24 protein-coding genes are annotated in these 26,797 nt (G+C 60.5%); 17 read left to right on the top strand and 7 right to left on the bottom strand.

The genetic code is table 11. The annotated features are described in order from the left end of the window. Positions 1–73 precede the first annotated feature (73 nt). The 3 genes from ACM6IP_RS25770 to ACM6IP_RS25760 all read left to right on the top strand — a co-directional run bounded on the left by ACM6IP_RS25770 (position 74) and on the right by ACM6IP_RS25760 (position 4,023). Positions 74–628, top strand: coding sequence for a ClbS/DfsB family four-helix bundle protein (locus tag ACM6IP_RS25770; RefSeq protein WP_401129212.1), 555 nt, complete (start codon positions 74–76; stop codon positions 626–628). 301 nt (positions 629–929) lie between these two features. Then, positions 930–2,519: an ABC-F family ATPase gene (locus ACM6IP_RS25765; protein ID WP_095168355.1), complete on the top strand. Its 1,590-nt coding sequence runs from the start codon at positions 930–932 to the stop codon at positions 2,517–2,519. A 301-nt stretch (positions 2,520–2,820) separates the two neighbouring features. Then, the gene (locus ACM6IP_RS25760; RefSeq protein ID WP_095168357.1) at positions 2,821–4,023 is read left to right on the top strand and encodes an MFS transporter; all 1,203 of its coding nucleotides are present in this window, start codon (positions 2,821–2,823) and stop codon (positions 4,021–4,023) included. A gap of 3 nt (positions 4,024–4,026) precedes the next feature. Here ACM6IP_RS25760 and pssA read toward each other — a convergent pair whose 3' ends face one another. Further along, complete coding sequence (pssA, locus tag ACM6IP_RS25755; RefSeq protein ID WP_414862583.1) at positions 4,027–5,370, bottom strand: CDP-diacylglycerol--serine O-phosphatidyltransferase; 1,344 nt, start codon at positions 5,368–5,370, stop codon at positions 4,027–4,029. Positions 5,371–5,485: 115 nt separating this feature from the next. Here pssA and ACM6IP_RS25750 point away from each other — a divergent pair, with 115 nt between their 5' ends. From ACM6IP_RS25750 to ACM6IP_RS25710, 9 genes are all read left to right on the top strand, one after another. Next, the gene (locus tag ACM6IP_RS25750; RefSeq protein WP_414862605.1) at positions 5,486–6,064 is read left to right on the top strand and encodes a TetR/AcrR family transcriptional regulator; all 579 of its coding nucleotides are present in this window, start codon (positions 5,486–5,488) and stop codon (positions 6,062–6,064) included. Between the two features lie 39 nt (positions 6,065–6,103). Then, positions 6,104–6,583: a DUF1348 family protein gene (locus ACM6IP_RS25745; RefSeq protein WP_095168362.1), complete on the top strand. Its 480-nt coding sequence runs from the start codon at positions 6,104–6,106 to the stop codon at positions 6,581–6,583. A 180-nt stretch (positions 6,584–6,763) separates the two neighbouring features. Beyond that, on the top strand, positions 6,764–7,381 hold the full coding sequence (locus ACM6IP_RS25740) for a DUF3313 domain-containing protein (RefSeq protein WP_159987292.1): 618 nt from the start codon (positions 6,764–6,766) through the stop codon (positions 7,379–7,381). Between the two features lie 87 nt (positions 7,382–7,468). After that, entirely contained in the window at positions 7,469–8,272 is an 804-nt protein-coding gene (locus ACM6IP_RS25735) for a transcriptional regulator (RefSeq protein WP_320334404.1), read from the top strand. Continuing rightward, positions 8,269–8,751 carry a hypothetical protein gene (locus ACM6IP_RS25730; protein WP_237234990.1) on the top strand — a complete coding sequence of 161 codons (483 nt, stop codon included), beginning with the start codon at positions 8,269–8,271 and terminating at the stop codon, positions 8,749–8,751. The genes ACM6IP_RS25735 and ACM6IP_RS25730 overlap by 4 nt, the downstream gene beginning before the upstream one ends. A gap of 240 nt (positions 8,752–8,991) precedes the next feature. Beyond that, on the top strand, positions 8,992–9,459 hold the full coding sequence (locus tag ACM6IP_RS25725) for an EAL domain-containing protein (RefSeq protein WP_320334402.1): 468 nt from the start codon (positions 8,992–8,994) through the stop codon (positions 9,457–9,459). A gap of 109 nt (positions 9,460–9,568) precedes the next feature. Further along, positions 9,569–10,069 (top strand): outer membrane beta-barrel protein, encoded by a 501-nt coding sequence (locus tag ACM6IP_RS25720; protein WP_095168372.1) that lies wholly within the window; start codon positions 9,569–9,571, stop codon positions 10,067–10,069. A gap of 102 nt (positions 10,070–10,171) precedes the next feature. Further along, positions 10,172–11,110 carry a helix-turn-helix transcriptional regulator gene (locus tag ACM6IP_RS25715; RefSeq protein ID WP_159995590.1) on the top strand — a complete coding sequence of 313 codons (939 nt, stop codon included), beginning with the start codon at positions 10,172–10,174 and terminating at the stop codon, positions 11,108–11,110. Between the two features lie 96 nt (positions 11,111–11,206). Continuing rightward, positions 11,207–11,986, top strand: a complete 780-nt coding sequence (locus tag ACM6IP_RS25710) for a TSUP family transporter (protein ID WP_095168375.1) — start codon at positions 11,207–11,209, stop codon at positions 11,984–11,986. On the opposite strand, the gene nudC is transcribed toward ACM6IP_RS25710, so the two are convergent. The 3 genes from nudC to ACM6IP_RS25695 form a co-directional block, all read right to left on the bottom strand. Continuing rightward, positions 11,954–12,784 carry an NAD(+) diphosphatase gene (gene nudC, locus ACM6IP_RS25705; RefSeq protein WP_095168377.1) on the bottom strand — a complete coding sequence of 277 codons (831 nt, stop codon included), beginning with the start codon at positions 12,782–12,784 and terminating at the stop codon, positions 11,954–11,956. The genes ACM6IP_RS25710 and nudC overlap by 33 nt on opposite strands. Before the next feature lie 6 nt (positions 12,785–12,790). After that, complete coding sequence (locus tag ACM6IP_RS25700) at positions 12,791–13,603, bottom strand: crotonase/enoyl-CoA hydratase family protein (protein WP_095168379.1); 813 nt, start codon at positions 13,601–13,603, stop codon at positions 12,791–12,793. 260 nt (positions 13,604–13,863) lie between these two features. Beyond that, positions 13,864–14,805 (bottom strand): hypothetical protein, encoded by a 942-nt coding sequence (locus tag ACM6IP_RS25695; protein WP_414862582.1) that lies wholly within the window; start codon positions 14,803–14,805, stop codon positions 13,864–13,866. A gap of 322 nt (positions 14,806–15,127) precedes the next feature. Between ACM6IP_RS25695 and ACM6IP_RS25690 the strand changes: the two genes are divergently transcribed. Together ACM6IP_RS25690 and ACM6IP_RS25685 are read left to right on the top strand one after the other, a co-directional pair. Further along, complete coding sequence (locus ACM6IP_RS25690; protein WP_095168383.1) at positions 15,128–15,811, top strand: response regulator transcription factor; 684 nt, start codon at positions 15,128–15,130, stop codon at positions 15,809–15,811. After that, complete coding sequence (locus ACM6IP_RS25685) at positions 15,789–17,186, top strand: sensor histidine kinase (RefSeq protein ID WP_095168385.1); 1,398 nt, start codon at positions 15,789–15,791, stop codon at positions 17,184–17,186. Before ACM6IP_RS25690 ends, ACM6IP_RS25685 begins: the two co-directional genes overlap by 23 nt. On the opposite strand, the gene ACM6IP_RS25680 is transcribed toward ACM6IP_RS25685, so the two are convergent. From ACM6IP_RS25680 to ACM6IP_RS25670, 3 genes are all read right to left on the bottom strand, one after another. After that, complete coding sequence (locus ACM6IP_RS25680) at positions 17,176–17,394, bottom strand: hypothetical protein (protein WP_143501188.1); 219 nt, start codon at positions 17,392–17,394, stop codon at positions 17,176–17,178. The genes ACM6IP_RS25685 and ACM6IP_RS25680 overlap by 11 nt on opposite strands. A 126-nt stretch (positions 17,395–17,520) precedes the next feature. Further along, complete coding sequence (locus ACM6IP_RS25675; RefSeq protein WP_095168388.1) at positions 17,521–17,766, bottom strand: DUF1652 domain-containing protein; 246 nt, start codon at positions 17,764–17,766, stop codon at positions 17,521–17,523. A 137-nt stretch (positions 17,767–17,903) separates the two neighbouring features. Then, positions 17,904–19,400 carry a PAS domain S-box protein gene (locus ACM6IP_RS25670; protein WP_414862581.1) on the bottom strand — a complete coding sequence of 499 codons (1,497 nt, stop codon included), beginning with the start codon at positions 19,398–19,400 and terminating at the stop codon, positions 17,904–17,906. Between the two features lie 249 nt (positions 19,401–19,649). Between ACM6IP_RS25670 and ACM6IP_RS25665 the strand changes: the two genes are divergently transcribed. The 3 genes from ACM6IP_RS25665 (at position 19,650) to ACM6IP_RS25655 (ending at position 26,758) form a co-directional block, all read left to right on the top strand. After that, a complete protein-coding gene (locus ACM6IP_RS25665) occupies positions 19,650–24,290 on the top strand; it encodes a hypothetical protein (RefSeq protein WP_414862580.1) in 4,641 nt (1,546 codons plus the stop codon). Next, a complete protein-coding gene (locus ACM6IP_RS25660; RefSeq protein ID WP_414862579.1) occupies positions 24,284–25,501 on the top strand; it encodes a glycosyltransferase in 1,218 nt (405 codons plus the stop codon). Before ACM6IP_RS25665 ends, ACM6IP_RS25660 begins: the two co-directional genes overlap by 7 nt. 153 nt (positions 25,502–25,654) lie before the next feature. After that, on the top strand, positions 25,655–26,758 hold the full coding sequence (locus tag ACM6IP_RS25655) for an RHS repeat-associated core domain-containing protein (protein ID WP_414862578.1): 1,104 nt from the start codon (positions 25,655–25,657) through the stop codon (positions 26,756–26,758). Positions 26,759–26,797: the final 39 nt, after the last annotated feature.

Raw genomic sequence — 26,797 nt, 5'->3', positions numbered from 1 at the left:
ATGGCGCTTATTGGGTTACAGCCCCTCCTCCGTGCTGAGGTAGGATCAGGTTTTTTCACGATATAGGTGAGCCATGGCCGTCCCGCAAAACAAAGAGCAATTGCTGGATGCCATAGAGACACACTATGAAAAACTTCTCTGCACCCTCAACAGTGTGCCAACGCAATGGCTCGACGAATGCACCCTGGAGGGACACGCCAAAGGGACTCAGATGAGCGTTGCCAACCTCGTCGCCTACCTCGTGGGCTGGAACGAATTGGTGTTGAAGTGGCTGGAAATGGATGCTCGCGGGCAAGTTATCGACTTCCCGGAAACCGGCTTCAAGTGGAACCAGCTGGGCGAGTTGGCGCAGAAGTTCTACCACGACTACGAGGGCATTGCTTTTGCACAGTTGCTCGAGCGACTCGACATGGCGAAACAGCGGATCGTGTCCTTCATCCGCAGTCACGCCAACGCCGACCTCTATGAGTGCCCGTGGTATGAGCGCTGGACGATGGGGCGAATGATCCAATTTAACACCGCATCGCCCTATGACAATGCACGCGGGCGCTTGCGCAAATGGCTGAAAACCAGGGATTGCAAAGGTGTTGGCCACTCCCTGCGTGTTCCCGCTGTCGAGCAACAGTGAGTCCATCAAGCAGCCATCTGATCGACACAGACAGTGGGGGCCGGCCTTGAAGGCATTGGTGATGCCTCATCGGCTGCCGTACAACTGCCGTCATACTTATGCGACAATATGCGTTATGTCTGGCATGAACCCCGCATTCATTTCCCAGCAACTCGGCCAACACCTGCCGATGTTGCTGTCTACTTATGCGCGATGGATCAACTCACGCTCAGGCTGGAGTGCAGCGAAACATACTCCAGATGGGTCAGAAATTGCTCCCGGCTGCAAAATGCGCAACCTAAGCTATTGAAAGGTAAAGTAATTGATCTCCACAGCAAATATCACGATGCAGTTCGGCGCCAAGCCGTTGTTCGAGAACGTCTCGGTCAAATTTGGTGCAGGTAACCGCTACGGCCTGATCGGCGCCAACGGTTGCGGCAAGTCGACCTTCATGAAAATCCTCGGCGGCGACCTCGATCCGTCCGGCGGCCAGGTCATGCTCGAGCCGAACGTGCGTCTGGGTAAATTGCGCCAGGACCAGTTCGCCTACGAAGAATTCAGCGTGATCGACACCGTGATCATGGGTCACGAAGAGCTGTGGAAGGTCAAGGCCGAGCGCGATCGCATCTACTCGCTGCCGGAAATGACCGAAGAAGACGGCATGGCCGTTGCCGAGCTGGAAACCGAGTTCGCCGAGATGGACGGCTACACCGCCGAATCCCGCGCGGGTGAACTGCTGCTGGGCCTGGGTATTGGCATCGAACAACACTTCGGCCCGATGAGCGAAGTCTCGCCAGGCTGGAAACTGCGCGTGCTGCTGGCACAGGCCCTGTTCTCCGATCCGGAAGTGCTGCTGCTCGACGAACCAACCAACCACCTGGACATCAACACCATTCGCTGGCTGGAAAACATCCTGACCCAGCGTTCGAGCCTGATGATCATCATCTCTCACGACCGTCACTTCCTGAACAGCGTCTGCACCCACATGGCTGACCTGGACTACGGCGAGCTGCGCCTGTTCCCGGGCAACTATGACGAGTACATGACCGTGGCGACCCAGTCCCGCGAGCAACTGCTCTCGGACAACGCCAAGAAGAAAGCGCAGATCTCGGAACTGCAATCGTTCGTCAGCCGCTTCTCGGCCAACGCCTCGAAAGCCAAGCAGGCCACCTCCCGTGCCAAGGCGATCGACAAGATCCAACTGGCCGAGGTCAAGCCTTCGAGCCGGGTCAGCCCGTTCATCCGTTTCGAGCAGACCAAAAAGCTGCACCGCCAGGCGGTCATCGTCGAGCGTATGGCCAAAGGCTTCGACGGCAAGCCGCTGTTCAAGGACTTCAGCTTCCAGGTTGAAGCCGGCGAGCGCGTCGCGATCATCGGCCCTAACGGCATCGGCAAAACCACCCTGCTGCGCACCCTGGTCAACGAGCTGAGCCCGGATGCCGGTAGCGTGAAATGGACCGACGCCGCGGAAATCGGCTACTACGCCCAGGACCATGCGTCGGACTTCGAAGACGAATCCAACCTGTTCGACTGGATGGGTCGCTGGACCACCGGTGGCGAGCAACTGGTACGCGGCACCCTGGGCCGCATGCTGTTCTCCAACGATGAGATCCTCAAGTCGGTCAAGGTCATCTCCGGTGGTGAGCAAGGTCGCATGCTGTTCGGCAAGCTGATCCTGCAAAAGCCAAACGTGCTGGTCATGGACGAACCGACCAACCACTTGGACATGGAATCCATCGAAGCGCTGAACCTGGCGCTGGAGAACTACCCGGGCACGCTGATCTTCGTCAGCCACGACCGTGAATTCGTATCGTCCCTGGCCACTCGCATCATCGAGCTGAGCCCAAGCGGCGTGACCGACTTCAGCGGCACCTACGACGACTACCTGCGCAGCCAAGGCGTGGTGTTCTAAGGTCAGCTGTCAGTTTCAAGTGAAACGCTACAAGTAAAAGCCCTGTCCTGGTGACGGGGCTTTTTTATTTCTTTTGTCCCGAAGTGCAAGGACCTGCGAGGACTGCGTCCTCGACAGCTGCTACGGGGGATTGGGGTACTCCCGAGATCCAGGATGAGTCAGAGGCCGCCATCGCGGGCGAGCCCGCTTCCACATCTAATCAGCCTTCACCACAGCAACGGATTTTCACTCCGACCTATGTGGATCGTGAGCATTTGGCTACCATCACCCACGCTCTCGACTTTCACGGATGATGTTGCCCATGACCACGCCCACCGCCAGTGCCGATACCGCACTGACGCACAGTACTTTTGACTTGCGCCCGCTACTGGTCGCCAACATGGCCTGCACCATGGCGATGATGGCTTTTGTTTCGCTGATCGGCCCGATTTCCCGGGTGCTGGGCATGGCCACCTGGCAAGCCGGGGCTGCGGTGACGGTGTCCGGAGTGCTGTGGATGATCCTTGCCCGACCCTGGGGCGAGTACAGCGACCGCCGTGGACGCCGGCATATCCTGTTGCTCGGCGTCGGCGGTTTCACCCTCGCCTACTGGGCGCTCTGCGTGTTCATCGACCTCTCCCTGCAATGGCTGCCGTCGGCCCTGGTGGGGTTTATCGGGATCATGCTCGGACGCGGGATCATTGGCGTGTTCTACGCGGCGATTCCGGTGGGTTGCAACGCCTTGATCGCCGACAACCTCGAACCCCGTCTTCGCGCTCCCGCCATGGCCTCACTGGGCGCCGCCAACGCCTGTGGCCTGGTAATCGGCCCGGCGATTGCTGCCCTGCTGTCGCGCTATAGCCTGAGCCTGCCGTTCTACGCCATGGCCCTGCTGCCGTTGCTGGCGTTCCTGGTGCTGCGGTTCAAGCTCAAGGGCCAGGAACTGCACCTCAAGCAAGCCCCGCGCAGCGTACGCCTCAACGACCCACGCCTGCGCCGGCCAATGGCCGTGGCCTTCGTGGCCATGCTCTGTGTGTCGATCGCCCAGATCACTGTCGGCTTCTACGCCATCGACCGCCTGGGCATGGGCCCGGCCGAAGCGGCGCAAACCGCCGGCATCGCCCTGACCATGGTCGGCCTGGCGCTGATTTGTGCGCAGTTGATCGTGCGCAAACTGGATTGGTCGCCGCAGCGCCTGATTCGCATCGGCGCGCTGATTGCAGCGTGCGGCTATGCCGGCAGCATGTTGGCCGACACGGCCTGGGGCCTGTGGTTGTGCTTTTTTGTCTCTGCGGCGGGCATGGGCTGGATCTTCCCGTCCTTCGCCGCCCTGGCCGCCAATGCCGTGGAGGCCGGCGAACAAGGCGCCACGGCCGGCAGCATCGGTGCCGCCCAGGGTTTTGGCGTGGTCATCGGGCCCTTGGCCGGGACCCTGATCTATGCCCTGGAACCGCGCCTGCCCTACCTCTGCGCTGCAGCCCTGTTGGTGCTGGTGGCGGTGTGGCCGTCGCGCAAGCCGCGCTGAGCCTCAGAGGATGCGATAAAGCAGACGCTCGATCCGTACCCGGCTGACCCGACGCAGAAACTTGCTGACGTCCGGCGGGTACTCCAGCAGCGTCTCCAGTTGCTGATAACGCTCGATACGGCTGGTATTGCGGAAAATCTGCGCCAGCTCGCGACGACGGGGCTCCTGCAGCTCGGCCTTGGGATCATCGATCAACAAGGCGTTTTCCAGGTCCAGGCGAAATGCCCGCGGGTTGAGGTTGTTACCGGTCAACAGGGTGTAGCGCTCGTCGACCCACATGCCCTTGAGGTGATAGGTGTTGTCACCGTCACGCCACAGGTGCAGGTTCAACAGCCCACTGTCGATCACCCGTTGGTGTCGCTTGGCGAAGCGCCGCAGGCTGATCTCGTAGAGGTATGGCAGCGCCGCGATGACCCGGAATGGCTCGCTTGGCGGGATATAGAAGTCGTTGGCGGTCTTGTCGCCGACCACGATATCGACTTTCACCCCACGGGCCAGGGCCCGGTTGATTTCGCGGGTGACCGGCAAGGGCAGGTTGAAGTACGGCGTGCAAATGGTCAGTTGTTGTTGGGCACTGGCAATCAGTTCGCAAATCACCCGGTTCAGCGGGTTGTTCTTGCCCACTCCCAGCAGCGGACTCACCGACAGGCCACCCTTGACCACCTCACCCGCGGCGGTGTCGTAGGCCGCATGCTTGAGGCGGCTGCGCAGATCGCCAATGTCGTGGCGCAGGCTACGGGTGCTCGGCAGGTTCGGCAGGTCCAGGCGGTGCACCGCCTTGGAGGTGATCAGCCCGTGTTGCACCAGGTGTTGCATGGAGTCGGCCAGCGCGCGGTTGCGCAGCAGGTGATAACGATCAAAGCGGTACTTGTCGAACTTGTGCAAGTAAACGTTGTTCAGGCTGGCGCCGCTGTAGATCACACAGTCATCGATCACGAAGCCCTTGAGGTGCAACACCCCGAACAATTCGCGGGTCTGGACCGGGACGCCATACACCGGTACTACGCTGGCGTGGTCGCGGGTCATCTGCTGGTACCAGGCCGAGTTGCCCGGCTGTTTACCTGCACCGATCAGGCCGCGCTGGGCCCGCAGCCAGTCCACCACAACCACCACATCGAGTTCCGGACGTGCGGCTTTGGCGGCGTGCAGGGCATCGAGGATCTCCTGGCCGGCCTCATCCTGTTGCAGGTACAGCGCGACAATGTAGATGCGCCGGGTCGCCTGGGCGATCTGCTCCAGCAGGCAACGACGGAACTCGGCAGCGCCATCAAGGATGGTGACCGCATCGGCGGTCAGCGGGAAACTGCGCAGTTTTGGCAGCAGGGAACGTTTGAAAAGCGACGGCATAGGGCTCGCAAATGGGTCGAATCCGAAGAACCCACGAGCTTACACCATGTCCGAAAAAATAGACATTTCCAATCTAGCATTGACCAAGGAGAATGATCGTTCTACTCTTTGCCACATGAACTCAATCACTAGTAACGACACCCGCGACATTATCCTCGACGTCACCGAAAAGTTAATCTACCGAAGTGGCATTGCCGCCACGGGCATGGACTTGCTGGTGAAAACCGCCGGGGTCTCGCGCAAGAGCATCTATCGCTACTTCGCCAACAAGGACGAGTTGATCGTTGCCGCCCTGCAGCGTCGCGATCAGCGCTGGATGCACTGGTTCACCAGCCAGGTGGACCAGGCCCCGACTGCTGGCGAGCGCCTGCTCAAGCTGTTCGACGTGCTCAAGGCCTGGTTCGCCAGCGAAGGCTTTCGCGGCTGCGCATTCATCAACACCAGTGGCGAGACCGGCGATCCCCAGGACCCGGTGCGCCAGGTCGCCAAAGCGCATAAAGACAAGCTGCTCGACTACCTGCACACCCTGTGTCTCGACCATGCCGTGCAGGACCCGCACGCACTGGCCAGGCAGTTGCTGATCCTGATCGATGGCGCCATTACCGTCGCCCTGGTGACGGGTGATCAGAGTGCCGCTGATACTGCGCAAGACATGGTGCGCAAGCTGTTGCAGTTCGAATGCGTCAATCCGTAGACACCTGCTGTTTTTACCCCAACTGCCCGGAGCCACTTTATGTCCTCTGCTGCCGAAGTTCGTCCGCCCTTGCCTCCTTTCACCCGCGAGTCGGCCATGCACAAGGTGCGCCTGGCCGAAGACGGCTGGAACTCCCGCGACCCACAGCGGGTGTCGCTGGCCTATACCCTGGACACCCAATGGCGCAACCGCGCCGAGTTCATCAACGACCGCGAGCAAGCCAGGGTTTTCCTCACCCGCAAATGGGCCCGGGAGCTGGATTACCGGTTGATCAAGGAGCTCTGGGCGTTCAGCGATAACCGCATCGCCGTGCGGTATGCCTACGAATGGCACGACGACTCGGGCAACTGGTACCGCTCCTACGGCAATGAAAACTGGGAGTTCGATGAACAGGGCCTGATGGCCAAGCGGTATGCCTGCATCAACGACCTGCCGATCGAGGAGCACCAGCGTCTGTTCCATTGGCCCCTGGGCCGGCGGCCGGACGACCATCCCGGGCTGTCTGAGCTGGGCCTGTAGAGCTTGATCTTGAGCCGCCTGGGGTAGCGCTTTCGGGCCTCGCAGTTTTCGGATAGCGCCACCCCCGGGCGCCCTGCACCATGCGCGGCTCATTCGCCACAGCCCATGGGTAATCCAGTGATACGCCTCTTTCGCCTGCTTCCAGTGGTCCTGCTCCTCGCCGTGACCGGTTGTACGACAATGCCCGACGCTGACACACGCCATTCCGGATTCCTCAACGACTACGCAAGGCTGAGCAAGGACCCGCAATGGCCCAAGAGCGAAATGTGGGTCAAACCTGGTCTTGAAATAAACCAGGCCTACCAGAAACGGGTCTACCTGGAACCGCCGCGCTTTTACTTCACCGGCAAGGACCTCTCGCGCAGCCCGGCGGACACCACCGCCATGCTCAAGTACCTGAACCAGGCGCTGCAGCATCAGTTCCTGACGGCAGGCTACGAAGTAACCCGTCGCCCGGAACCCCATGCGCTGATGCTGCGCACCGCCATCACCGGCACCGAACGCACCCCGCGTGACCTGTCGATTCCCGAATACCTGCCAATCGGGTTTGTCATCGGCGGCGCCATGTACCTGACTGGCACCCGGGATGAAAGCCTGCGCATCTTCTTTGAAAGCGAAATGCGCGACGCCCAGACTGGCGAACTTCTGGCTCAATCCGTCAGCGCCACCACTGGCAAGCAAATCTCGCCATCGGACGCCACCAAGGTCGAGGACACCTACCCCGCCCTCGATGCCTGGGCCAAACAATTGCGCGAGCGCGCTGACCTGGCCTTCGCCAAACAAACCACCACCGACTGATCCGACACCTGGCAACAGTCCCCTGGTTGGCCAGACCGTGGCTGACCAGCAGAACTTCGCGAACACGAGCACCCAAGAGGACGAACCATGAGCCATTCTTTCACCTTGAAAAACGGCTCGAAGGCCCTGTTCAATCCTGAGGACTCCAGGTTATCGATCACCACGCCCCTGGGCGAAGTTCAACACAGCACCCTGGGTCGAGCCGAATCACGCTTGCTGGATCTGATGCTCGCTGAACCTGGGGTGATCAAGTCCCGCGAGCAGATTATCGAGCACACCTGGAATGATCGGGTGGTCGCCTCGGGCAGCTTGAACCAGGTGGTGTTCTCCCTGCGCAACTTGCTCAACGACAGCCGCGATCACGAAATCCTGATGACCATTCCGCGCCGTGGCTATCGCTTCAACCCGGCGTATGTCAGCGCCGGGACCACCTTGCAGGCTCAGCCGACGCCTGCGCCGGTCGAGCTGGAACCCATCAGTGTGACCACCCCAACCGCTGATACAGCGCCTACTGTCGAACCGAAACAGCCCATTGGATGGCTATCGATTGCCTGTGCCGTGACCCTGCTCACGTGCCTGGCAACCCTGGCCCACTACACGTTCTCGACCAAGGCGCCGAGCATCGAAGTGGCCAGCTCCCAGCGTGAGCAGTTGACCATCAATACCCTGGGTAGCAGCCTCGATTCGGCCCGGGCACTCAACACTGCGGTCGAGCAACAACTGCAAGACCTGCCGAAGAACCTGGTCGGCCAGGTCTGGATCAACCAGTCCCGCTCCAACTACTCGATCTCCTGCATTCGCGCCGATCAAAGTACCCGCAATATGCTGTTCAACCCCCAGCAAAAACCACTCGCCAGCATGCTTGCGCAATGCCTGGAGGTGACCCTGTGAACCGCCAGACAAAAACCCTTGTGCAGTGGCTGTTGCTGGGGCTGATCAACCTGGGCTGTATCGGAGCTTGGCTCTATTCGCCGGTGCCGTTCGAGAACAACAGCAACTTTCACACCCAGAGCCAGCAGTGGCTGGATGACCAGAGCCAATTGAACACCGAGGAATACCTCACGGTGAACGCGCATCGAATGACCCACTCGACCATCGAAAGCCTCAACGGCAAGTTCCGTCATGCCACCTTGACTGCCGACATCACCCAATCGGGCAATGACGCCCTCCAGGTACAAGTGGTGCGCGCCAAACTGAGCCATGATCGCGAACTGTTTGCCATCGAAAAAACCCCGGAGCTGTTTTTTCGTCGCCAGTACGTCGTCCAGGAAGGCTCCACGCTCAACTACAGCCTGCTGGCGACGCCCAGTGAAAACACCCTGTGTTTCTTCCTCCATGAAATGGACCGCCTGCGCTGCATGAACCACTGAAATCCCGGCAAATGACAATCAATCATTTCCATTGCGCGCCTGGCATTCCCACCCTGCTCCATTTCCCTGTCCCTAGGAGGTCAGCATGCTCAGCCGTCGCTTGAATCGCTTGCCACTCAAACAAAAGATCCTGCTGTGCACCTTCGCCTACCTGTGCGGAATCACCCTGGCCTGGCTAGTGGACGTGTGAACAACCGCCACGGGTTGCAACAGCCGATTTGAATACACCAGGGTCAAACCATGATGGCGCACTATTTGGCGTGGGCGAGACAACAGGACTTGTCGAGCTGTGTAAGTAACCGATGGCTTGAAATCAACTACCTGCCCATCACTGATCGGCGCACGGGCCGCCTGGTCGGCGCCAGGGCCCTGTCACGCTGGGCCCGGGGCGGCGTCAGTATCGCACCCCAGGTAGCGCAGCAACTGACAGGCGCCGTGGTCCGCCAGGTTGCCGAGGACTACAGCACCTACCTGTGGGCCTGCAAAGACTTCTCCATCTGCCTTCCCCTGTCCCCATTGGACATCCTCGACCCTGATTTCCCGGACTTTGTTGCCGACGTACTGGAGCGGTACGCCATCCCCGCCTCGGCGATCATGCTCGATGCCTGCGCCAGTTCCCCTGGCAATCAGCCAGCCGCGCTGCCCATTGCCGCGCTGGCCCGCAAGTACTTCGCGATTGCCAACGAAGCGCAGACCCTGGGGCGCTGAGCCGCGGCGACGGCAATAAGCATTAATGACTTTTATCCATGATTGGGGCCGGGCAATTTCCCGCCCAACACTTCACACCTGACAAACCCGTACAAGGACTACCCTGCACATGCCATTTCGAAAATTCGCCTTCGTTTCCCTACTGTCGTTGCTGGCGCTGCCAGCGTTCGCCGATGACAAGGGCTTTTACCTGGGCGCCGGTGTGACTAGCATCGAAACCGACGACAGCGCCTTGAGTGATGAAGACAACAGCTACAAGGTCTATGCCGGTTACCGCGCCAATGGTTACCTGGCATTCGAGGGCGCCATTGTCGACCTCGGCAAGTTCAAGGACGACAACCTCGACTTCGAAGGCCACTCGGCCCAGGTCGCCGCCCACGTCGGCTTCCCGCTGGGCGAGCGCATTCGCCTGTTCGGCATCGTCGGCGCCCACGCCTGGGACGCCGATGGCAACGCTGCCGACGATGACACCGGGGTCGACCTGACCTACGGCGCCGGGGTCGAGATGGATGTGCTGCGCAACATTGGCATCCGCGCCGAGTATGAAGTGTTACAGGTCGGTAACCTAGATCTGAACCAGACCACGGCGTCGGCCTATATACTGTTCTGAGTTTCGCCGGTCGGGCGCGCGCAATGCTCGCCCGACCTGGCCACTCAGACGCCGCGAGGCCCACTCAACCCGAGTCTTTTTCAGGTGCCCTTCCTGTACAGCATGTCCGCCCTTCCAACCCCTGCTTTATTGACCCTCGAATCCGTTGCCCTGGACGAACTGTCCACCGGCAATGACCAATGGCACATCGATTTTTCTTCCGTCGAGAAACACGCGCGCATCCATCGCCTCAAGCACATGCGCGGCCCTCGCCTGCGCCATAGCCGGTTCGATTTCAAGTGCTCCATCAGCGCCGTCAGTTGTGTTCCCGACGGGCACATCACCTTCGCCCTGTCCCAGTCCACCACGGGCCGCCCGACCTGGAACCACCAGCGGCTGTACCCCAATGAAATGGTGGTGCTGTACAGCGGCGAACCGGTGCATTACCTGTGCGAGCCCAACGAAGCGCTGTTCACCGTTACCACCACCCTGGAGCACTACGAGCAGTGCCGCGAACTGTACGGCACCACTGATGTGCTCAAGCAGCGCCAGGGCCAGCGCTATCAGGCGCACGATCATTACTCGGTGCTGAACGCGGTCAACGCCATCAGCGTCTCGTTGAACCAGCGCCATCCACCTGACGTCGTGTCCGGCGCGCAATGGGAAGCGACCTTGCTCAGCTCCTTGCTGCAAGCCCTGAGCCCACGCCATGACTCGGCGCGCGAGGCGCCATTGCGCAGACAAATCGCCAGCCAGGCCATCGAATACCTGCACGCCCATGCGCACACCGCCCTGTGCATGGAGCAGCTCACGCAAACCCTGGGAACCCACGGCCGCACCTTGCACCAGGGTTTCGTCGAGACCTTCGGCACCACGCCCATGGCGTACTTGCGCACCCTGCGTTTGTCTAACGCCAGACACGACCTGCTGACCCAGCGCTGGGCGACCGTGACCGAAACGGCCATGCACTGGAACTTCTTCCATCTGGGGCGTTTCTCCCAGGACTATCAGCGCAGTTACGGTGAATCGCCGTCCCAGACGTTGCGCCGCAACAGCGCCTGAACCTGGCGGCAGGTGGTGTGGCGGTCGCGGCCGCCACAGGTTATGGGTAAGATGGCGCCGGCCTTATCCCACTGCCCCACCGAATAAGTCGACCCCATGCCTTTCGAACTCAGCGTAGACCTCACCACCCTGGCCATTCTGGCCGTTGTCGCGTTCATTGCCGGTTTCATCGATGCCATTGCCGGCGGCGGCGGCCTGTTGACCACCCCGGCCCTGCTCACCGCCGGCCTGCCCCCGCACCTGGTGCTGGGCACCAACAAGCTCAGCGCGACTTTCGGCTCGGCCATCGCCAGCGTCACCTTCTACCGGCGCAAGCTGTTCCATCCAAGGCAGTGGGTGCATGCGATTGTCGGCACCCTGGTGGGAGCGCTGGCCGGTGCGGTCGTGGCGCACTACCTGCCGGCCGAATGGCTGAACAAAATGCTCCCGGTGATCGTGTTTGCCTGTGGCCTGTACCTGCTGTTTGGCGGGACGCCCAAGGCGCCGGTGGACAGCGACGCGCCGATCAAGAAGAAGTGGCAGTCGACCCAGGGCTTCAGCCTAGGCTTCTACGACGGCGTGGCCGGTCCCGGCACGGGCGCGTTCTGGACTGTCAGCAGCCTGCTGCTGTACCCCATCGACCTGGTCAAGGCCAGCGGCGTGGCGCGCAGCATGAACTTCGTCAGCAACGCGGCCGCGCTGTCGGTGTTCATTTTTTCCGGGCAGGTGGACTGGATCATCGGCCTGAGCATGGGCGTGTCGGTGATGGTCGGGGCGTTTTTTGGGGCGCGCACCGCCATCAGCGGTGGGGCGAAGTTCATTCGCCCGGTATTCATCGCGGTAGTGCTGGGCCTGACCGTACGCCTAGCCTGGCAGCACTGGTTCAGCGTGGCCTAAGCGCCGCGCAACGTAGACGTCGATCAGGTAGCGGGCAATCGAGCGCGACGCCGGCAACGGCGGCAGCGCGTGAATGTTGAACCACTGGGCGTCTTCAATCTCGTCGGCTTGCGGGACGATCTCGCCAGCGGCGTACTCGGCATGGAAGCCGAGCATCATCGAATGAGGGAACGGCCAGCACTGGCTGCCCAGGTACTGGATGTTCCTGACCTCGATCTGCACCTCCTCGCGCACCTCGCGAATCAGGCAGTCCTCGGCCGACTCCCCCGGCTCGGCAAAACCGGCCAGGGTGCTGTAGACCCCGCTGACAAACCGCGGCGAACGCGCCAGAAGGATGTCGTCGCCGCGGGTGATCAGCACAATCATGCTCGGTGAAATCCGCGGGTAACTGCGCAAGTCACACGGCTGGCAATACATCGCCCGCTCACGTGGCACCTGGACCATGGCCTGGCCGCAGTTGCCACAAAAACGGTGCTCGCGGGCCCAGGTGCCGATCTGCGCGGCGTAGCCCAGTACCTTGTACAACGTGTGATCGCCTTCAAGCATGAACCCACGCAAGCCTTTCCAGCCACACCCCGGCACCTCGCCTGCGGCCTGCAACTCCAGCAGATACACCGGCTCGCCGTCGAGATGGCCAATGCCATGCTCGGCGAGCAGCGACAAATCCTGGCGCTTGAGCCATTCCCGGGGGAACAGCGCGCCATTGTCATCGAACAAAAAGCCTTCGGGGCTGCGGGCTACTGCCCAGCCGCCGGTTACGTCGGTGTCGAGTACTGCCGTGGTCCAGCGTGAAGTCATGTGGGCTCAATCCAGAAATTCGGGCTTCTGTTTGCTCATATGGGCGGCCATGGCCACGCGCAGATCGTTGGACTGCAGCATGGCGGCGTTCCAGGTGGCGATGTATTCCAGGCCATCGTTGATGCTGTGATCACGCATGTAGCTGATCATTGCCTTGGTACCGGCGATAGCGATTGGCGACTTGGCGGCGATCTCGCGGGCTATGCCCATGACCCCGTCCAGCAGGCTCTCGGTGTCCGGATAGAGCCGATTGACCAGGCCAATCTCACGCGCTTGCTCGGCACCAAAGGTGCGTCCAGTGTAAGCCAGTTCACGCAGCATGCCGTCACCGATGATCCGCGGCAAGCGTTGCAGGGTACCGACGTCGGCAGCCATGCCGATGTCGATTTCCTTGATCGAGAATTGCGCATCGGCGGCCGCATAGCGCATGTCGCAGGCGCTGATCAGGTCAATCGCCCCACCCAGGCAATACCCCTGGATTGCCGCCAACACCGGCTTGCGGCAGTTGTCGACCGCATTGAACGAGGCCTGCAAGGCGAGGATCTTGCGGCGCAGCAGGCGCGCGTTGCGACCCACGTCCTTGCCCATTTCGTTAGCCACCCCGGCCAGCATCATCAGGTCGATCCCCGAGGAGAAATGCTTGCCGGCACCACTGATCACCACCGCGCGCACCTCGTCGGTGTCTTCGATCCACTGGAAAATCTCGATGATCTCGGTCCAGAACACCGCGTTCATCGCGTTGATCTTTTCCGGACGGTTGATCTGCACATGGGCGATGTTGTCCGCCAGTTCGACGCGGAAGGCTTGATATTCGGGCATGGCAGTAGTCCTTGCTGGCACAGAAATGAAGGCCCGAACTATACCAAGCCGATGCCCCCAGCCGTAGGCGCCGCATCGGCCAAAAACAGGACTGCCCTTGCCAAATACCGGGCGCACAAAAAACCGCGCCTGCCAGGGGCAGACGCGGTTGGTTCAGCCTTGTAGCAGGATCAATGCATGAACAAGGCAATCAGGATAATGATCGGGATTGGCACGCCAAGGAAAAACAGCAGGAGTGAGCGCATGGTAGTTCTCCTCAATCAACGAATGGCAGTGGGCGCAGAGACCGGGATATAGCCGGCCGGTTCCAGATACACCACCGCGTCCCGGCGACGACCGCCAAAGGTAGCGGCGAGGCTCGCAAAAAAAGCACCACACAACAGTGCGACAAACATCCACAGCGCGGTCCAGGCCGCCACTTTGCTGGCAGTATCGGCTGCTTGCTTGGCCGCCAGCTTGGCATCCTCGACCGCCTTGTGCGCCTTGGCGAACACTTCATCGACCCGCCGCTCGGCATCCGCCTGGGTCAGGTTGGTCCGTTGGGCCACCAGTTGGGCCAGGTAGGTACGATCCTCCGCCGCCAGTTGACCGTCATGGCTGAGGGTCTGCACGAAAATCCGGGTCACGGTGGCATGGGCGGCATCGTCGCTCACCGCCGCCGGACGATCATCACGAAACAGGGTGTCGACGAAATAGCCGTAATCATCCGCGCTGCCCTGGCTGGCAGCGGTCCCCGCAGCCATGGTCATGGCACTGGCCGCCCCGCCTGCCACACTGGCACCGGCCTGCACCCCACCACTGACGATGCTGCTGACCGAACCGACCACCAGGGTCGCGGTCACCAGGGTCGCCACCGCCCAAGCCAGAAAGCCATGGGCCGTGTCGCGAAAATACACCTCATCGCCATGCATGTTCGACCACTTCACCCGCAACCGCCCAGCGATATAGCCACCGAGCCCGGAGGCAACAATCTGGGTGAAAGCCAGCCAGACGATAGTGGAAATCCCCAGGCCCTTGGCACTGATCCCGCTCCCGGCCCACGGCGACACCGCCGAAAATCCGAGGCCAAAACCCAGCACCACGAGAATCAGCGACAGCGCTGCCGCAGCCGCCGCCCCGGCAAAAATCGCCGCCCAGGACACCCCCGACAGCGCACTCGACGCTGGCAGATCGGCCGGATACATATCAGAGGTTCTATTCATTGTTGTAGTGCTCCAGGCATGAGGAAGACTGTTGCAACGCTTCAGACCTGATATTGCAGTCAACATGCCAGCTACGAACTTTGAATAAATTCTTCTATTTCAATCGGTTGAAAACTTCAGCGATTTTCCACCCATGCAATTTGCAACAACCGCCCCAGTGGAGCGGGCTTAATGCACTAATTACGCTTGTAGCTCTTGCTGCCAGTGGGCGTTAGGCAATAACCCCCCCGCCCCTCAACCCTACATAAACTTTAATTTAGCAACCCAACCCCCATTTCTTGGCACACTACGCCAGGCAACTCACCCACCCTCAGGCAACCCCATGACCCGAATCCTGACCATTGAAGACGACGCAGTCACCGCCCGGGAGATCGTCGCCGAACTGAGCAGCCACGGCCTCGACGTAGACTGGGTAGCCAATGGTCGCGAAGGCCTGGCTCGCGCGGTCAGCGGCGACTACGACCTGATCACCCTGGACCGCATGCTGCCCGAACTCGACGGCCTGGCCATCGTCACCACCCTGCGCACCATGGGTGTGTCCACCCCGATCCTGATGATCAGCGCCCTGTCCGATGTCGACGAACGTGTACGCGGCCTGCGCGCCGGAGGCGACGACTACCTGACCAAACCCTTCGCCACCGATGAAATGGCCGCCCGGGTCGAAGTCCTGCTGCGCCGCCAAAACACCGTCAAGAGCGTGGAAACCACCCTGCAGGTGGCCGACCTGGAACTCAACCTGATCAGCCGCGAAGCCACCCGCGCCGGGCAACTGCTGATCCTCTTGCCCACCGAATACAAACTGCTGGAATTCCTGCTGCGCAACAGCGGGCAGATCCTCTCGCGGATGATGATCTTCGAAGAAGTCTGGGGTTACCACTTCGACCCCGGTACCAACCTGATCGACGTCCACATCGGCCGCCTGCGCAAAAAAGTCGACCCACCAGGGCTGCTGCCACTGATCCGCACCGTGCGAGGCTCGGGTTATGTCATTGCTGAACCCGTCTAAAGGCTGGCGCTCCTCCAGCAGCCGCCTGCTGGCGCTCTACAGCGCACTGTTCGTGGTCTGGAGCTGCCTGCTGATGGGCGTGATGTACTACGAGGTGTCGAGCTACCTGGATAACCTGTCCCGGCATTCGATCATGCAACGCCAGCACCTGTTCTCGCGCTTTCACGGCGAGCAACTGGATGAAGCGCTGATCGCCAGCACCACTTTCGACCAACGCGGCGTTGATGCCTACGGCCTGTTCGACGCCTTTCACCGCCCTCTGCACGGGCTGATCCAGCAGATCCCCGAGGGTCTGCCGCTGGACGGCAAAGTGCATGAACTCGCCAACTGCGCCGACCCCCATGACCCACGCCTCCCCCCGGACAGCTGCGACGCCGTGGCGACGCCGACCCTGGATGGTCGCTGGCTGGTGCTGGCGCGCGACAACGGTTCACTGTTTGCCGTGAACCGGATCATCCTGCATGCGCTGCTCTGGGGCGTATCGCTGACCATCATTCCCGGCATTGCCGGCTGGTACCTGTTGCGCCGCCGCCCCCTGCGCCGCATCCACGCCCTGCAGGCCAGCGCCGAAGCCATAGTCGCCGGCAACCTCAACCACCGCCTGCCGCTGTCCAGCCGCCGCGACGAACTGGACATGCTGGCCGCCATCGTCAACGCCATGCTCGAACGCATCGAACGCCTGGTCAACGAGGTCAAGGGGGTGTGCGACAACATCGCCCACGACCTGCGCACCCCGCTCACCCGGCTGCGCGCCCAGTTGTACCGGATCCAGCAGCAAGCAGCCGAAGGCTCGACCGAGGCGGCGCAACTGGATCAGGTGATTGCCGAGACCGACACCTTGATGGCGCGTTTTCGCGGATTGCTGCGGATTTCCGAGCTGGAGGATCAACAGCGGCGTTCCGGCTTCCTGCTGTTCGACCCGCTACCGCTGCTGCAGGAACTGCACGACTTCTACCTGCCCCTCGCCGAAGAAGGCCAGTTGACGTTGAGCCTGCAGGCACCGCCCAGCCTGCCGTCGCTGACCGGCGACCGGGCGCTGCTGTTCGAGGCCTTGTCCAACCTGCTGAGCAACTCGATCAAGTTCACCCCGGCCGGCGGTCAGGTGCAGGTACGGGCCAGCGACAATGCCGGCAGTTGCCGGATCGAAGTACACGATTGCGGCCCCGGCATTCCCGCCGACAAACGCACGGCCGTATTCCAGCGCTTCTACCGGGTCGACGACAGCGCCCAGAACGGTGGGTTCGGCCTGGGCCTGTCGATTGTCGCCGCCATCGTCCACCTGCACGGCTTCAGCCTGGACGTCGGTGTCAGCGAATGGGGCGGTGCGCGCCTGACACTCGATTGCCGCCAGCGCTTGTTGCCGGCTACTGAGTGATGCAACGGGTGGTGGTAGTGACCCGGGTCACTTCCCCCTCCGCCCGGGCCTGGCCCAGCACCTGGGTATCTTGCGCGGTGTTGCAGGTCTTGACCGGCGGGGCTTGCACCACCACTGGCGGTGGTGGGCTGGCGCAGCCACTGAGGATGGCAACCGCGCAGAGTGGCAACAGCAATGGCGCAAAAGCAGATCTCAAAAAAGTGTGCATGAGGTGGCCTGCGAGTCGGGTTAAGAGGAGTTCAGCCCAATGTAAGCCACAGAGGGCCTGATCTGTAGAGCCGCAAGGACTTCAGATAGTTCAGCGATCGATAGCTCCTCAACCGCCAACCCGGGTTCAAGCGCTGTCGGCCTGCCCCAGGCGGGTAGCGCTTAGCTCATAGCGCAGCTCTTCGAGCATTTGCGCCAGGTCGCTGGCGCTGGTCAGCCGGCCGGGCTTGATCCCGGTCACCACCAGGTGCACCCGACCGTCTTGCGCTTCGAACACTCGCAGCGTCAGGCAACCATCGGCATCCACGCTGAAGTCACAGGCCAGCGGGGCCAGGGCTTGTTCGATGTAACTGCGCAGTTGCGCTTGGGTCATCACGGCAGGCGTCCATTGGGCTGGGCTGAAAGGAAGCGGCAAACGTCCGATGGACGATGCGCACCCTGACAGCCTATGAACTGGCGAGCCGTTGCAGAAGCTCAATTTGCACTGTCGCAACTAGTGCATTTGCACCTTTATTTCGGGCTTTTCAGCCGCCGCTCACCAGCAAACAACCCACGTTCACGGGCCCAGACAATAGCCTCGCTACGGCTGTGCACGGCCAGTTTGGAGTACAGCGTAGCCACGTGATTACGCACGGTATTGGGCGCCAGTTGCAGCCGCGCGGCGATCTCTTTGTCAGCCAGGCCTTCGCAGATCAAACCCAGCACGTCGCGCTCACGGGCGGTAAGTTCGGTAAACGCCACGCTCGGCCGGTGGCTGCGATGGGCACTCTTGGCGTTGGCCAGCTTTTCGATCAGGGTCTGGCTGAACCAGGAGGCGTCCTGCATCACCTCCTCGATCGCCGCCACCAGTTCCAGCTCGGTGCGTTTGCGTTCCGTGATGTCCATCAGCACCAGCAGATAACAAGAATGGTCCTGGATGCTCACCGTGTCGGCCCAGACCGCGCAGTCGATCAGCATCGCGTCCTGCTTGCGCACTTGCAGGTCGACGCTTTCCACGCTGCCGAGCCTCTTCAACGTAGCAAACAATTGGCTGGCAGCATCCCGGGTGGCGAAGAAGCCAAGCTCATCGATGGTCTTGCCCAACAGCGTCTCACTGGCGTACCCGATGCAGTTGAGGAAGGCATCGTTGACGTCTACCACCTGCAGACTCTCGGCGCTGCAGATCAGGGTCGGCACCGGACTCATGCGAAACGACTTGGCGAACCGTTCCTCGCTCTGGCGCAGCGCGGTTTCGGCCCTGCGGCGCAATTCCAGGTCAACGAAGGAAAACAGCATGCACGGTTCTTCGTTGAGGTCCAGCGGCTGCCCGGCCACCACTACCAATTTGCGGCTGCCATCGGGCAGGCGCAGGTCGGCCTGCATTTGCGGAACGGTAATGCCCTGGCTCAGGCGCTCGATGGCCAGGTCGCGGCGCTCGGCGTCCTCCAGCACGTCCAGTTCGTACAACGAACGGCCAATGATCTGCTCGCGTGAGTAGCCGGTCATTTCCACGAAACCCTGATTGACCTTGAGGTAACGCAGGTCGCTGAGGCGGCAGATCACCGCCGGGGCCGGGTTGGCGTTGAAGGTTTTTTCAAAGCGCTGCTCGGCGCTGGCCCATTCAGTGGCATCGCTGAGGATCAACACCAGGGATTCCGGCGCACCCTGCTGATCGGTGAGGATCATGCTGCGGATGCGGTGCACCCAGGTTCGCTCCGGGTCGCCGGTCGGCGTGACTTCGACCACCACATCGCTGAAGGTCTCACCATTGGCAACGCGGCTGATGGGGTAGTTTTTCACCAACACCGGATGGTTGTTGCGATAGCGCAGGGTGAATCGCCGGGCATACTCGCGGGCGTTGGCCCCCAGGTCGCTGATCCGCTCGACCCCGTGCATGGCCAGCGCCGCGTCATTGGCCCACAGCAGGGTCTTGTCGGCATCCAGCAGAATCACCCCGTCGGACAGCCCGGCGATGATTTGCTGCAACTGCCGGCGATTGGTTTCAGTGGCAAGTACATCCTGGCTCATTACGTCTCCCCGTTGCGCTGGGCCTGGGCCCTGTGAAGGGTACGACCGCGACGCACGGCGTTCGTGCGCAAAAGACTACGCGTGTATTCAGGCAATACGCGTCATCGTTAGCGACCATCGCGAGCAGGCTCGCTCCTGCAAAGTGCTGTGCAACACCACGCAAAACTACATTAGCCAGCGATAACTATGTACCGCATCACCGGGTTCGGTTTTTTTGATAGTGAAGCTCACTCTTAACGGGAGCCCACTATGGAGCCCTTCACTCCGCTCACGATCCGCACCTACCTCACCCACCTCGGTGATCCGTCCATCAGTAGCCTGGAAAGCATGCAAGCCCGGCAGATGCTGGGCTACCTGACGAGCGTCGATGTTCACCGCGCCCTGAGTGCCACGGCGCCCGACAGCATTGGCCAATGGACCGACGGCAGCGTGCTGCCACTGCTGCTCAACCTCAAGGCAACCCGGTTGATCGCGGCCCGGGCCACGGGCCGCGCCCTGGATACCATCGGTCCCGAGTGGATGCTGGAGTTCATGTACCAGTTGGCCTCGACCATCTGGCGGGACTTTGCCGACCGTGCGGCTTATCCCGATTCGCTCCCGGATAGCGAAGCGCGAAGCCAGTTCCGAGCCAGCTTTTTTGCCCGGGCCCTGGAGCACAACCACAACGCCTATGTACTGCATAACGATCAGATCAGCCTGCTCGCCAGCATCGTCGATGCTCGCCACGTACGCGGACTGCAACGCCAACAGATTGGGCGAATGCTGGGTAACCGCTTCGAGCAGATCGGCTTGTTTGCCCAGCAGCCGAGCGCGCAGGCAACGCTGATCAAAGCGCTCACCGAGCTGATCGGCGAAGTTGCTCCGACCCTCGATCCGACAACGATTTACTCGATGCGGGTACACGCTGCAGAAGAAGATGACCCGGCCCTGATCATGCTCGACCCGGTCACGCAACGTCCGGCTATCGCGCTGTCGTACAACCAACCGGTTGCCCAATTGATCACCGAGATGCTGCGCGCCAACACGACCCCGCCTGAGGGCCGGGAATGCAAAACCCTCTGGATATCCCTGTATCAGGACCTTCACGTCCAGCAGCAGGACGGCCCGTCGAGCCCAGTCAGCAGCGCGGACTTGCTCAGGGAAGCACCGGTCAACTACAGCAATTTCAAACTCCACGCCTTCCTGCCCGTCAGCCGCACCCTGTTCGATGGTCTCCTCGAGTTCCTGCGCAACTGGACGGCAAGGTGGCTAGACGACCTCAAGCACTACTGGGATACCCCCAGCCCGGGTATACCGCGCAAACAGGCATGGGGTAGCCAACTGACGGCACGCTTGCAGGATGCTGCACGCCTGGGCGTACTGGATGGCACGCTGGAAACTGCGCACTATCAACTCCTCTGCACAACGCTTCAAGACCCGACCACCGCGCGCATCCATACCCTGGCCTTGCAAGACCGCGCGAGCTTTCGTACCTGCGTACTCAATCGCTGCTTCCTCATCACGCCCGCTCTGGCGGATGCGCCAGACGTCGAGCAACTGCAAGGCCCGATCATCTGTGTGACGCCGACCAGAGGGCTGCAGGTATTTACCGGGTGGACAGCGCTGAACCGCGACGTCACTGAGCAATTGGCTCAGGCGCCAGGAGCAGGTCCATTACTGGGGTGCCTGACCAGGCACGACGCCCTGCATCTGGCCAGCGCGCTGCGTGACAGCATCGAGCGAGTATCCCTTCACGCGTACCCGCTTGCCTCGGACCTGGTCGGCGAACTGATAGCCGCCACGCTGGCAATGCAAGATAAAAACCTCAACTTTGCCGTTGAAACCGGCAAGGGGTCGGTACTGGACCAAGGCCTGCTCGCATTCCTCGGACATTTGGATGCCGCCCTTGAGACATCCCGCGTCCAGGATCTGGCCCCATGGGTGGCCGAACGTAACCTGCGGCTCGTCGAAAAGATCGCCGACCAACAGTTGTTCAATGCCTGGACGGCCCACCGCAACGAAGCCGGTCGCGACGGCAATGCCCTGGCCTTGACGTTTTTCGACATGCCGCCCCTCAGGACTGGGGCACTGACAGACGCCGAACGTCGTCAGCTGATGCTTGAAGCACTGGCCAGCCCGCAAACGATCGAGCGTGTTGGCCAAGTGCTGAACCGAACGCCGTATTATTTTGCCCAGGGCGCCATCACTCCAGCGCTCGCCTTCAGCGTCATCGAAAAGATCTACCGCTATCAATTGCATCGGCTGAATGCGCAGTGGGAGGTTCCCGATAGCCGCGGCTACAAGTGTTTCGTCATGGAGCAACTACTTGCTCGCGACGCGACCCGCGAACAGGCACGACATACCGCCGACCTGGTGACTCCAGGCTTGCTCGGCCTGAATCCCGCCGCCTCCGAGCGCCTGGACCTCAGCTACAGCGCCACCGTGCTGGACGAAGCCCAGGCCCGCATACGGGCCGGCAGTTTCAGGATTGATTCAATCATCGGCGCCAGGAGCACGCCTCCCGACGTCGATGCCCTGTGCGATTACTTGCAGGTCAGCCTTGTGTACCCAGCAGCAACCGCCCCTTCCCACACGGATCCTTACCTGCTGACCCACGGGCTGTTCCTCGACTTACTGTGTGACTTTCCGGGCTTTCACCGGCTCGAACGGGCAATGGATCCCCAGCACCGCCAATCGCCCCCACTGCGCAGGGCCATGGCGCTCGAGGCGTTGACCAACTATCTCGAGCCGGTGCCCAGCCGCTCCCTGGGGCATGTCTGCGGGCTGAACCTGTTAACCGTGGCGCTGGGAGAGCGTACCCATGAGCAGGTACGTCTACACCTGCGCCAGCACCTGCAGGCCACGTTTAAGCAAAGCAGCGCCCGTGGGGCAGGTGCGTTGACCTTTACCTTGCTGTGTCGTGAGCATGCTCCGGAGTTGCTGGTCCGCAATGTGCCTGACACTCTGCTGTTCGGCCAGAGCCTGAGCGCCATCCAGTTCCGTCATGCGGTCAACCTGGCAGAACAGCTTCGCCCCGGTTCTTCGCTGATTCACCGTTATCAGGAGCTGATGAGCTTCTACAGCCAATGCCCGTTCGAGCAATTGCCTGAGCCAGCACAACTGGCGATTGCCGTCAGTGGTCAAGTCGCCACCTTGCACTTTGCGATGTGCCGGGGCGTCATTGCGCAGACTAGCGCTGACCAGGTCGGGCCGGATCAGTCATTGGCAGCCTTGCTGCATTTGCAACAGCAACAAATGCTTGAGGCAAGAACCTTTACCCAGCTGGCACAAGTACCTCCCGTGCGCAAATCCATGGCCCTGGAACGTCTGAAGTCGCAACCGGAACTGAACCTGCAACGCCGGTCATCATTCACTGAAAGCCAGGTACTGCGATTTTTTGTGAAGGGTTATCACGAGCTTGGTCGCTCGATGCGCATGACCGCGCTCGAACGCTATATGACCTGTGGTGTAGAGCGTGCATTCGGTGTCAGCGAATTGGGTTTTATCCCTGATATCGACGGCGGCTGTGCGCTTCAAGCAGCGTTCGAGGAGCGCTACCAGGACTTCAAGCAAAATTACCTGCAAGGCCAGGTAGAGCGCATGGTCCTGGCCTTGCACGACTTGCCGGCGCTGGACCGTGACAGGATCCTTGGGGCCTACAAATTCATCAAGGTGTCCTTCAAGGATCCCCAGGGGCAACGCCAGACCGCCTGCCACGGGTTGATCGCACTCTACAAGAAGGATGACCAGGAGTACGCCTACGAAATCTTTTCTGCATCGGGCACGATTCGCCTGCTGGGACGCAACGGCACGCGAAGAATTCGCGTCAACTACAGGTTTTCACCCCCTACGGCCGACGCCATTTATCACGAGTCGCCCTACATGAGCGCAGTGCCGGATCTGGACCAGGACGCCTACCTTCAAGGGCGTCCCGGCAAGGTTCTCGCGGAACCCGAACTGGACGTTGGTTTCTACACAGTAGCTCGCCAGATCAGCGCACTGGATCGTGATGGAAAAATCCGCTTTCTCAGCCAGAAGATGGTCGACGAAGTCTTTGGCAAAGCCGTCGACCAGGCGTACGACGTCTTGCGTGAGCCGACCCCCTATGAACGCTACCGCGAGAGTCTGCTGGCGAGCAACGAGCGCCTGGCGAGTTTCTTTGTGCCCGGCTATTCGGTGTACCTGGACATCAGCCGCGGCACCGTAACCCCCGGTACCTTCCTGTTCGCCGGGTTGGAAGTGCTGAGCTACCTGGTGCCTTTTGGCAATGCCGTATTGCATGCCGTGAGGGCTTACGTCCAGGTGGGACGCCTGGTAGTGCGTTCGACCGCCTTCGGGATTTCCCGGTTGGCGCTCAAGGCGGCGCAAACCGCCCAGGGTGCCCGGGAGTTCGGTGCAGTGTTGGCCAAAGGTTTTGCTCAGGCGGCCAACCCGCTGGGGCCGGCGATATTCCTGTTTCAAGGGGGTATCAAAGGCGTGGCGCTGGTACGCGCCGGCTCGCGCTTCGTTCGCGGACAACTCCATGCATCGCAGCTTGCCAACGGCCTGAACCTGCCGCCCCTGGGGGCCGCCTCCGGTGACTTGTTGCGCTCACAGGACCTGACCACCCTGGCCGCATTCAGGCAGGCCGACGCGCTGGCTTTCTTCAAGCCAAACCTGTCTGTCACCCGCAACGCTCTGACTATCCCTCAACAGCGCCAATTGGTCGCCCACGGCATTGATCTTTCGGACGTCCCCCCCGTCATGAACCTTTACACGATAAACCGGCACACTTACATCCTCATGCAGGGCCATCCCTACGCTGTAAGCCCGCTGCCCGATACCACGCAATGGCGGGTCCACAGCGCTGAGGTGCAGGGGCCGGTAGTCACCTTCAACGCCTCGCGCCAGGCCTGGGAGGTCACATGCTGAGCGTCAGCGGCCTGTGCCGCCTGCCACGCACGCCGCAACAACAGCTGGCACCAGCGCATGAGGTCACCATCCCGGTCGATGGCATGTCCGTCACCGGTTGGGTTCACCTGGGGCCAGAGCAGGATTGCCAAGCGATTTTCATGGTGCAGCAAGGTTGCTGGTGGTTGATCGATTTTCGGGGGCAACCGACTACACCCGCCTGGCGCAATGCCCAGGGCCAATGGGTCACCGGTCCTGTCGCGCAATGGCGCGCGGTCAAGGACAGCCTGCCGGCGCCTGCAAGAATGCAGACGGTGCAACTGCCCAGGCTCCCGGTGTTTGCGAGCAACCTTGCGCCTATCCCTGCGAACATTCACTACCTATGGCTGGGGCATGCCGTGCCGTCGCCTCGACTGATCGAGAACATCGCCCATAACTGCCGGCTCAGCAGCCGTTATGTCTCGACCCTGCATGTCGATATACAGGACGCCGAGGTACTGGCACAAATTCGGGAGCAACTGCAACGGGCCGCGCCCTCGCTGGTGATAGCGCCCTTACGGGACACCGCGTTTTTTGGCATGTTCTCGCAATCGGACAACTACCAGCAGTACACCACCGTCATGCACGGGCCCGGGCGTAATTACTCGGCAGCCTCCGATGTGTTGCGCTATCCCTTGACCGACCATCATGGTGGTATCTACATGGATGTCGATGACACCTTTCGGGTGGATATCAACGATATCGAATTGCTGGCCGCACCTAACGATTTGCTGCTTGGGCCCAAGGTCACTGAGCAGATGGCAGGGTTTTCAGGCTACAACAGCAGCATTTTCGCGTCCCATCCCAACAATCCCGTATTGCAGGAAATTTCCAAGGAGATGCAGCTGCGCTTTGTGCAAAGCCCAGGCTTTTTTACCCAGGTCCGGCCCTATGTCGATGCCCTGGGTATCCTCGGCAACCCCAGGGAGGCGGCCATGGACATGCCGACCTACGCACGTGAACTGTTCCGCCTGACAGGCCCCGGTGTGCTCAACGACGTGGTCGCCGTCGAGCGCGCCGACTACTATCGGCTTTGCTTCAATGCCGAGCCGGGCGCCAACATTTCAAACACTCATCACCTGTGGGATCAGACTTATGTCGACCAGCAAATGGCCCTGATCGATCACTACTTTCCGTTCAATCGCCGAGCCGTGGTCGATATCGGACATGAACACTCCTGGTTCAATACGTGAGTGTTTGAACCTGTTGCGCAATCAGCAGGTAATGCTCCGATCGCTGCCGGAGGTCAGGGATCGATAAATCCTAGTAGTTCTGCCAGTAGGCATCAAAAGAAAGGGCACCGATGATAAAGGCCCAGTAACGGAACTTTGCAAGGAGCTGAATCGATGCCTACGACCTCTGGTCAAACGCTACTGTGTAGCTATCGCTACGATCCTCTCGATCGTCTGGATAGCTATACGCAGCCATCAGTCCCCAACGTGCTACGTTTTTACTGCAAAAACCGTCTCGCCACTGAAATACAAGGTGCGATGGGTCATCGCATCGTTCGGCATGACTACTATTTGCTAGCACAACAGCAATGCCACAACATGCAGGTCGACACTACGTTACTGGCAACCGATCAACAATGTTCGGTCCTCAGGGCGCTCGACGCGACACAGACTCACGCCCTCGTCTACACCCCCTATGGTCAACCCCTCCCGGCAAACGGGGTTTTCAGCCTGCTGATGTTCAACGGCGAACAACCGGACCCGCAGACCGGACATTATTTATTGGGAAATGGCTATCGCGCCTTCAACCCGGTGTTGATGCGGTTTCATGGTCCGGACAGTCTGAGTCCGTTTGGAAAGGGAGGACTGAACGCCTATGCGTATTGCTTAGGAGATCCGGTTAACCGCATGGATCCCACTGGCAATGCTTCATTCAATTCAAACATTACAAATAAAATGCTCTCCTGGCTCAGTCGTGCGCGGAAAACCATTTCCGCACAGAATCCTGGAAGTCTTCCAAAGTCACTTTCAGGACCAACAGAGATGAGTGAATTCAAGCATGTTTCTTACCACGGAACCTCAAGTAAAAATGTCCCTTCACTTACACAGGGACTCGACCCGCGACACTCAGGGGCAAATGGAAATCAAGCACTTGGGATTGGATTTTACACAACAGATGAATTCGATATTGCTGTGAGATATGCACGTATTGCTGCGCAGGCCGACAATTCACCGCCTGTTGTTCTCAAGGTCTACGTCAAAGACTTCCACACCTTTAAATCAATGAAATATGATGAGAATGACGTTTTCACCAATTTCAGAATAAAAAGTGGCATCCTGGAGTACATACAAGAGCGCTCTACGCTCGTATTCCCAACCGGGGTTTATGACAAAATCAAACTACAGTATTTTGATAATCCAGCTTGGGTATCGGACTATCGCGTCATCGGGCGTCGGCGACCAAAACCAAATGCATATCAAATCAGAAAGACCACCTGATTATGAATTTTAGATAAGGATGTACCTCTATTACACCCC

This window comes from Pseudomonas sp. IT-P176 (assembly GCF_949767245.1).
GTDB lineage: Bacteria > Pseudomonadota > Gammaproteobacteria > Pseudomonadales > Pseudomonadaceae > Aquipseudomonas.
Note: the sequence above shows the minus strand (reverse complement) of the source record. Positions and strands in the feature narration are given on the sequence as shown.

Coding starts and splice junctions, on each gene's coding strand:
- ACM6IP_RS25770 (WP_401129212.1), top strand. CDS start 74: ATGGCCGTCCCGCAAAACAAAGAGCAATTGCTGGATGCCATAGAGACA.
- ACM6IP_RS25760 (WP_095168357.1), top strand. CDS start 2,821: ATGACCACGCCCACCGCCAGTGCCGATACCGCACTGACGCACAGTACT.
- pssA (WP_414862583.1), bottom strand. CDS start 5,370: ATGCCGTCGCTTTTCAAACGTTCCCTGCTGCCAAAACTGCGCAGTTTC.
- ACM6IP_RS25750 (WP_414862605.1), top strand. CDS start 5,486: ATGAACTCAATCACTAGTAACGACACCCGCGACATTATCCTCGACGTC.
- ACM6IP_RS25745 (WP_095168362.1), top strand. CDS start 6,104: ATGTCCTCTGCTGCCGAAGTTCGTCCGCCCTTGCCTCCTTTCACCCGC.
- ACM6IP_RS25740 (WP_159987292.1), top strand. CDS start 6,764: ATGCCCGACGCTGACACACGCCATTCCGGATTCCTCAACGACTACGCA.
- ACM6IP_RS25735 (WP_320334404.1), top strand. CDS start 7,469: ATGAGCCATTCTTTCACCTTGAAAAACGGCTCGAAGGCCCTGTTCAAT.
- ACM6IP_RS25725 (WP_320334402.1), top strand. CDS start 8,992: ATGATGGCGCACTATTTGGCGTGGGCGAGACAACAGGACTTGTCGAGC.
- ACM6IP_RS25720 (WP_095168372.1), top strand. CDS start 9,569: ATGCCATTTCGAAAATTCGCCTTCGTTTCCCTACTGTCGTTGCTGGCG.
- ACM6IP_RS25715 (WP_159995590.1), top strand. CDS start 10,172: ATGTCCGCCCTTCCAACCCCTGCTTTATTGACCCTCGAATCCGTTGCC.
- ACM6IP_RS25710 (WP_095168375.1), top strand. CDS start 11,207: ATGCCTTTCGAACTCAGCGTAGACCTCACCACCCTGGCCATTCTGGCC.
- nudC (WP_095168377.1), bottom strand. CDS start 12,784: ATGACTTCACGCTGGACCACGGCAGTACTCGACACCGACGTAACCGGC.
- ACM6IP_RS25700 (WP_095168379.1), bottom strand. CDS start 13,603: ATGCCCGAATATCAAGCCTTCCGCGTCGAACTGGCGGACAACATCGCC.
- ACM6IP_RS25695 (WP_414862582.1), bottom strand. CDS start 14,805: ATGAATAGAACCTCTGATATGTATCCGGCCGATCTGCCAGCGTCGAGT.
- ACM6IP_RS25690 (WP_095168383.1), top strand. CDS start 15,128: ATGACCCGAATCCTGACCATTGAAGACGACGCAGTCACCGCCCGGGAG.
- ACM6IP_RS25685 (WP_095168385.1), top strand. CDS start 15,789: ATGTCATTGCTGAACCCGTCTAAAGGCTGGCGCTCCTCCAGCAGCCGC.
- ACM6IP_RS25680 (WP_143501188.1), bottom strand. CDS start 17,394: ATGCACACTTTTTTGAGATCTGCTTTTGCGCCATTGCTGTTGCCACTC.
- ACM6IP_RS25675 (WP_095168388.1), bottom strand. CDS start 17,766: ATGACCCAAGCGCAACTGCGCAGTTACATCGAACAAGCCCTGGCCCCG.
- ACM6IP_RS25670 (WP_414862581.1), bottom strand. CDS start 19,400: ATGAGCCAGGATGTACTTGCCACTGAAACCAATCGCCGGCAGTTGCAG.
- ACM6IP_RS25665 (WP_414862580.1), top strand. CDS start 19,650: ATGGAGCCCTTCACTCCGCTCACGATCCGCACCTACCTCACCCACCTC.
- ACM6IP_RS25660 (WP_414862579.1), top strand. CDS start 24,284: ATGCTGAGCGTCAGCGGCCTGTGCCGCCTGCCACGCACGCCGCAACAA.
- ACM6IP_RS25655 (WP_414862578.1), top strand. CDS start 25,655: ATGCCTACGACCTCTGGTCAAACGCTACTGTGTAGCTATCGCTACGAT.